The organism is Ectobacillus sp., assembly GCF_056992975.1.
The window spans coordinates 1-6309 of the sequence record NZ_JBXKMX010000208.1 but is presented as its reverse complement, the minus strand read 5'-3'; the positions used below and the strand labels follow the sequence as shown (position 1 = coordinate 6309).

General features: G+C 36.9%; 6 protein-coding genes. 5 read left to right on the top strand and 1 reads right to left on the bottom strand.

The genetic code is table 11. The features are described from left to right. Positions 1-1019, bottom strand: a 1019-nt coding sequence (locus AC11ZT_RS09655) for a glycosyltransferase (RefSeq protein ID WP_484059393.1), incomplete at its 3' end; no start/stop codon positions are given. 157 nt (positions 1020-1176) lie between these two features. Between AC11ZT_RS09655 and AC11ZT_RS09650 the strand changes: the two genes are divergently transcribed. The 5 genes from AC11ZT_RS09650 to AC11ZT_RS09630 form a co-directional block, all read left to right on the top strand. Continuing rightward, complete coding sequence (locus AC11ZT_RS09650) at positions 1177-2595, top strand: glycosyltransferase (RefSeq protein WP_484059392.1); 1419 nt, start codon at positions 1177-1179, stop codon at positions 2593-2595. Between the two features lie 282 nt (positions 2596-2877). After that, positions 2878-3867 carry a GDP-mannose 4,6-dehydratase gene (locus AC11ZT_RS09645; protein ID WP_484059391.1) on the top strand — a complete coding sequence of 330 codons (990 nt, stop codon included), beginning with the start codon at positions 2878-2880 and terminating at the stop codon, positions 3865-3867. 179 nt (positions 3868-4046) lie between these two features. After that, positions 4047-4994 carry an O-fucosyltransferase family protein gene (locus tag AC11ZT_RS09640; RefSeq protein WP_484059390.1) on the top strand — a complete coding sequence of 316 codons (948 nt, stop codon included), beginning with the start codon at positions 4047-4049 and terminating at the stop codon, positions 4992-4994. Positions 4995-5087: 93 nt separating this feature from the next. After that, positions 5088-6023 carry an O-fucosyltransferase family protein gene (locus AC11ZT_RS09635; RefSeq protein WP_484059389.1) on the top strand — a complete coding sequence of 312 codons (936 nt, stop codon included), beginning with the start codon at positions 5088-5090 and terminating at the stop codon, positions 6021-6023. A gap of 50 nt (positions 6024-6073) precedes the next feature. Continuing rightward, the coding region (locus AC11ZT_RS09630) for a glycosyltransferase (protein WP_484059388.1) at positions 6074-6309 on the top strand (236 nt) is incomplete at its 3' end.

Sequence of the window (6309 nt, the reverse complement as noted above, 5' to 3'; positions counted from 1 at the left end):
ATTTGTCCGAGCTTTTCAAGACAACATCCTTTATAATACAAAGCTTGAAAGCTGCCTAATCCCTTTAAGGTAAGATGATGTAAATTCTCTTCTCCCATTTCAAGGCAGTGTTCAAATGTCTTCAATGCTTCTGTATACGATTCTTTAATGTATAGGATCAAGCCTTTATAAAAGTGTAAATCCACATAATCTGGATAGAGGGAAATCGCTCTTTCAATTCCGGGCCATGCACCGTCAATGCTCCCTGAACCGATTAATATCGAATACTTTAGTCTGTACAGCAAGGAAGGTGGTGTTTTTAGCTGCTGCAGGAAACCAATAATGGAACGATTGACATGATCGAATGCCTGGGCATATTGGTTTACACGGTAATATTCACTAGCAACATGATAATCTATCCAAGGACTGTGGTCTTTTTGTTTGAGTTCATCTTTTAACATTCCAAGATTACGTTCAAATTTCTTTTTATTTTCATTCGCAGCATCCAAATATCCGTAATGATATACTTTAATTGGAACAGTTTTGATGGGTTGACTATTGTCCGATGCTGTTAGAACTTCATTCACGTTAAGCGTTTCATGGATATTATTTATAAATTTAAATCCTTTATGATTTCGGATAAGACGAGTATGAGCCATATTAAATGTTTTATTTGGATCTGGAAGTTCACCATAATAATTAATTAAATGAATGGACAGGAGATAGTCATCACAGTAGAGGATATCACGCAATTTATAGACATCAGAAGAGTCTAACTCTTCGTCTGCATCCAACCATAATATCCAATCTCCTGTTGCACGATCCAATCCATAGTTACGGGCAGCCGAAAAGCTCCCATTCCAGGGAAAGTCGAACACCTGAGCTCCGAATGATTTACAGATTTCAACGGTTCGGTCTGAAGACCCTGTATCTACAATAATCATTTCGTCCACAACACCCTTTACACTCTTCAAGCAATTGCCAATATGATCCTCTTCATCTTTTACAATCATACACAACGACAGGCGGCGTAAATTCATCCTTCCTTTCCTCCCTTATAACATTAGATTAAATCATCAGTTTCCATCATATGATTTTAACTAGGTAAAAGTGCATTTTTGGAAACTTATTCAGTCGTGGTCAATATAATAAAAAGGTGATGAAGAAATGACATAATCAGAATCGGGGAGGAGAGTGTTGAAAATAGGAACACTCAAGATAAACTGGGTCGGTTCTCAGTTTGCCGATTATAGTCTTGCAATCGTAAACCGGTGTATTTGCAGAAATCTTCAGCAAGATACTCAAATTGCTCTTAGAATAAAGATACCTGAGCAGGAAATTCCTCTTTGTCGATCTCTTACAGTAGCAGAAAAGGGGAGATTCCTATATTTTTCTGAAGCGGATTTTACAATTGTTCATCAGTGGCCCCCCGATTGGACGACGCCAAAAAGCAGGTATTGGATTTGTATGCAGCCATGGGAATATGGTGCAATTCCCAGAGAATGGTATATACCTATGAAATATTGGGTAGATGAAATCTGGGTTTACAGTTTATATAACAAGGAAAGCTACACACGCTGCGGCATTCCTGAAGATAAAATTCATGTGATTCCTCTTGGTGTAAACGAAAACGTATTTCATGATGGTGTTGAACCTCTAAATCTAGAAACTACCTCCTTTCGGTTCCTCTTCGTTGGAGGAACAATTGGACGTAAAGGAATCGATATTTTGATTGAGGCTTATCTTAATGAATTTACTGCGGATGATGATGTTTGTTTATTCATTAAAGATAGCGGGACTCAGTCTTTTTATAAAGGAATAACATTTGAGAAAATGATTTTTGAAGCAATATCTAATCCAAGCAATCCGCGTATTGTATACATGGATAAGGAATTTACGGCTGCAGAGCTGGCAGGATTGTATAAAGCGTGCGATTGTTTGGTTCATCCATACAGGGGAGAAGGATTCGGTTTGCCCATTGCAGAAGCGATGGCCTGCGGTACTCCGGTCATTGTACCAGATAAAGGATCATGCCTGGATTTTTGTAGCGAAGAGACAGCATTCTTCGTTTCATCAAAGGAGGTTTCTTTATCAGAGAAAAAAGTAAGTAATCTCGATACGGTAGATTATCCATGGTGGCTGTCGATTAACAGGAGTGACTTGCAGCAGGTAATGCGGTTTGTTTACGAGAATCGTGCATTGGTTAAGGAGAAAGGACAGAAGGCAAGCCATCAAATTTTATCCTCGTTTACCTGGAAAAAAAGTGCACAGTCCATTTCTGACAGAATAAACCAGTTAGCTCAGAAGGAACAGAATCCGAAACTATCTGATGAGGATATCACTAAAATGGAGTTGGAACATGGAAATGAACTGTATACTGAAAATCTTATCGAGAATGCATTAGACATATATCTGAATATTTTATCCACATATCCCTCATCCCTTCTAGCAAGGTATAATGCAGCAACTGTTTATATCGAACAAAAAAACTATATATCTGCGATTGAGCATCTGGCTTATATTGTCTACAACATGAATCAAGAAAAAAAGGACTTTCAGGAGAAAATCTGGTCCATGATAAAGAACTGCTATTCGGAAATAAGGTCTTTTAAATAGTGGACTACAACTATTCCTATTGAAGTGAAACGGGTAGGCTCCATTCATAAACTGAAGTTCTATTTATGGAATCGAGTAAACTTTGATGCCCTCCTAGATTTACGTCGCGAATTAGCTTTTACTTATTGAAACACGGGAATAATTTTTGGTGTTAAAGAGATGTATAAGAATACCATGCAGTATGTATCAGAAACAGACATTGATCAATTTAATTTTCTGAATTTTAAGAATTTGAAGAGTGTGTAATGTTCTTGAAGATTTAATAGGAGGAGATACATTCGTATGAAAACAGCTCTCATTACCGGTATTACAGGGCAAGATGGTGCCTATTTAGCAAAATTCCTTCTGGATAAAGGCTATCGAGTAGTTGGTTTATTTCCACGCCGTAGCACCAACGCACCTTGGAGATTAACTTACTTGAAAATAGCCGATGAAGTGGAATACATGGAAGGTGATGTAACCGATCCCTCATCACTCGTAAGAGCTTTAAAATTGACAAAACCTGACGAAGTGTATCACTTGGCAGCACAAAGTTTTGTTGCCTCTTCGTGGAAGCAACCAATTCTGACTGCACAGGTCACTGGTATGGGTGTTCTGTACATGTTGGAGGCAATTCGAGAGGTTGATCCTGGAATTAAAATGTATCAAGCTTCTTCAAGTGAAATGTTCGGTGGCATGATAGAGGATCCTAAACAAACAGAAGAAACCCGTTTTCATCCGAGAAGTCCTTATGGCGTATCTAAGGTTTTCGGTTACTGGATGACGAAAAATTACAGAGAGAGTTTTAATATGTTTACCTGTAATGGAATTCTGTTCAATCACGAATCACCGCTTAGAGGAATTGAGTTTGTCACGCGAAAAGTCACTGACGCTGTAGCTCGTATTGTTGCCGGACAGCAGAAAGAACTTCGTTTAGGAAATATCCATGCAAAACGGGATTGGGGGTATGCAGGGGATTATGTAGAAGCGATGTGGTTAATGCTCCAACATTCATCACCTGATGATTATGTAATTTCAACCGGAAGAACAGCAACAGTTGAAGAAATGTGTAAAATCGCCTTTAATTATGTGGGATTAAATTATCAAGATCATGTTGTTATCGATCCACAACTCTACCGTCCTGCAGAAGTGGATTTACTTCTTGGAAATCCGGCCAAGGCCAATAGCAAATTAGGTTGGAAGACTAAGACTAGTTTAGAACAATTGATCCAAATGATGGTGGACGCTGACCTGGAACGAGTTCAACAGTCTGGTATGCTCGAAGAAAAGTAAAGATTGCTCATATAAACCATACTAATATTCAAAGATGCCAGAATAGAAGAATTTAAAGATAGTAAATATATATTTCTTGATAGAGCGTAAGTTTCCAGCTCTTAGTTTAGAAGCAAAACTCTCACTAATAAACTCTTGATATACTGGGAACAATTATCTAAGAAAGGGGAGGTAGCTCTATGCCTCAAAGGGATCGTTTTTTACTAATCAAAGCTTGGGGGAATGGTTTTTGGTCAGATACGGCGCATGTCGTCGGCCAACTTTTGATCGCTGAACTAACAGACCGTATTCCGGTTATTTATTGGGGAGCCGATTCTTTATATGCTTCTGAGAGACCATTGATTAAAGACGCATTTACCATGTATTTTTTGCCTGTGTCAAATTATACTGTTGATCATCTTGCAAATGAAAATTATACTTTCTATCCATCGAGATGGAATCGTAGTAATTTACGCTTGCCAGGTACAAAAGATTTAGCAGATTTAGAAGATGTTGCTATAGCAAATGTTTTTAGTAGGTCTGAAAATGTAGTGGTAAGTAACGTACACATTTTTGTACATCACTTAATAAAATGGATTAAAGAAGATCACCCAGCATACGGTTTAGGGGTTTGGGATGTATACGGCTATCTTTACAAAAAATATCTCAAACTACAACCTTACCTATCTAATGAAATCGAAGATTTTTATCTTAAGAATATGAAAAATAAACACCCTATTTTAGGCGTGCATATTCGTGGCAGTGACAAAATTAATGAATTTCCGCATTTATATCAGCTTAATAACTCATATCCTGCAGAAATTGATAACCATCTAAAAAATAACCCGACAGCCTCTATTTTTCTGCTAACAGATTCTGAGAGTATTTTGAAAAAATATCAACAGCTATATGGTGATAAATTAATTTATACTAACTGCATACGAACACAAAACGATAATGTTTCTGTACATGCGGGTTTACCTTATCATGACAAAAAACAGAAAGGTATTGATGTCATTAAAGACTCTTATCTTGCCACGAAATGTGATCATTTTATTGGTGCCAGTTATTCTAATGTTTCTATGGCAATACAGGGTCTTAAAGTTTGGCCGGAAGAGACTATTAAGCTTATTAATTATGAAATTTGACATAATGTACTCAGCGCATTCACCAAATCACTGAAGTGATTTTAAGGTGAGAAAGTTGAGTAACATAATAATTAAATAAAAGGAAGAAATTTCGTGAACAAAAGTAATCGTTTTTTGCTAATCAAAGCTTGGGGAAGTGGCTTCTGGTCAGACGTGCAGCACGTCGCTGGCCAACTCTTGATTGCTGAACTCACAGACCGTATTCCTGTTGTTTATTGGGGGGCTGATTCTTTATATGCTTCTGAGGAACCCTTGGAAAAAGACGCATTTACCATGTATTTTTTACCTGTGTCAAATTATTCCGTTGATCATCTCGTAAACGAAAACTATACTTACTATCCAACGAAATGGAATGGTGGTAATTTACGCTTGCCAGGTACAAAAGATTTAGCAGATTTAGAAAATGCCGCTATAGCAAATGTTTTTAGTAGATCTGAAAATGTAGTGGTAAGTAACGTACACATTTATGTAAATTACCTTACAAAATGGATTAAAAAAGGTCACCCGGCCTATGGTTTAGGTGTCAACGATATATACAGCTATCTTTATCGAAAATACTTCAAATTGCAACCTTATCTATCTGGCGAAATCGAAGATTTTTATCTTAAGAATATGAAAAATAAACACCCTGTTATAGGGGCGCATATTCGTGGTAGCGACAAAATTCTTGAGTGCTCACAGTTAGATGATCTTAATAACTTATATCCACAAATAATTAATAATTATCTAAAAAATAATCCGACAGCTTCTATTTTTTTACTAACGGATTGTGAGAGCATTTTGTCAAGATATAAAGGGTTATATGGTAATAAGTTAATTTATACTGAATGCATGCGAACATCTAATGATAATATTCCGGTGCATAGTGGTTTACCTCATTATAACAAAAGGAAAAAGGGAATTGATATTATTAAAGACACTTATCTTGCACTGGAATGTGATCAGTTTATTGGTAACAGTTACTCTAATGTTTCTTTAGCAGTCTTTCGACTTAAAACTTGGCTAGAAGGGACAATTACACTTTTTTAAATATTCCTGTTAAGAATGTAATATAAACATACAGATGAGGGGGTATATGTATGGACCAGACGCTTGTCAGTATTATTACACCCTCCTATCAACAAGATAAGTTTATTCAAGAGACAATTGAAAGCATAATTTCCCAGAGCTATTCTAATTTGGAGCATGTAGTGATTGACGGGGGTTCTACAGACCGAACTGTAGAAATTTTACAGTCATATGATTATTTAGGAGAGCGTTTTCGCTGGGTATCGGAAAAAGATCGAGGGCAATCTCATGCTATTAATAAGGGGCT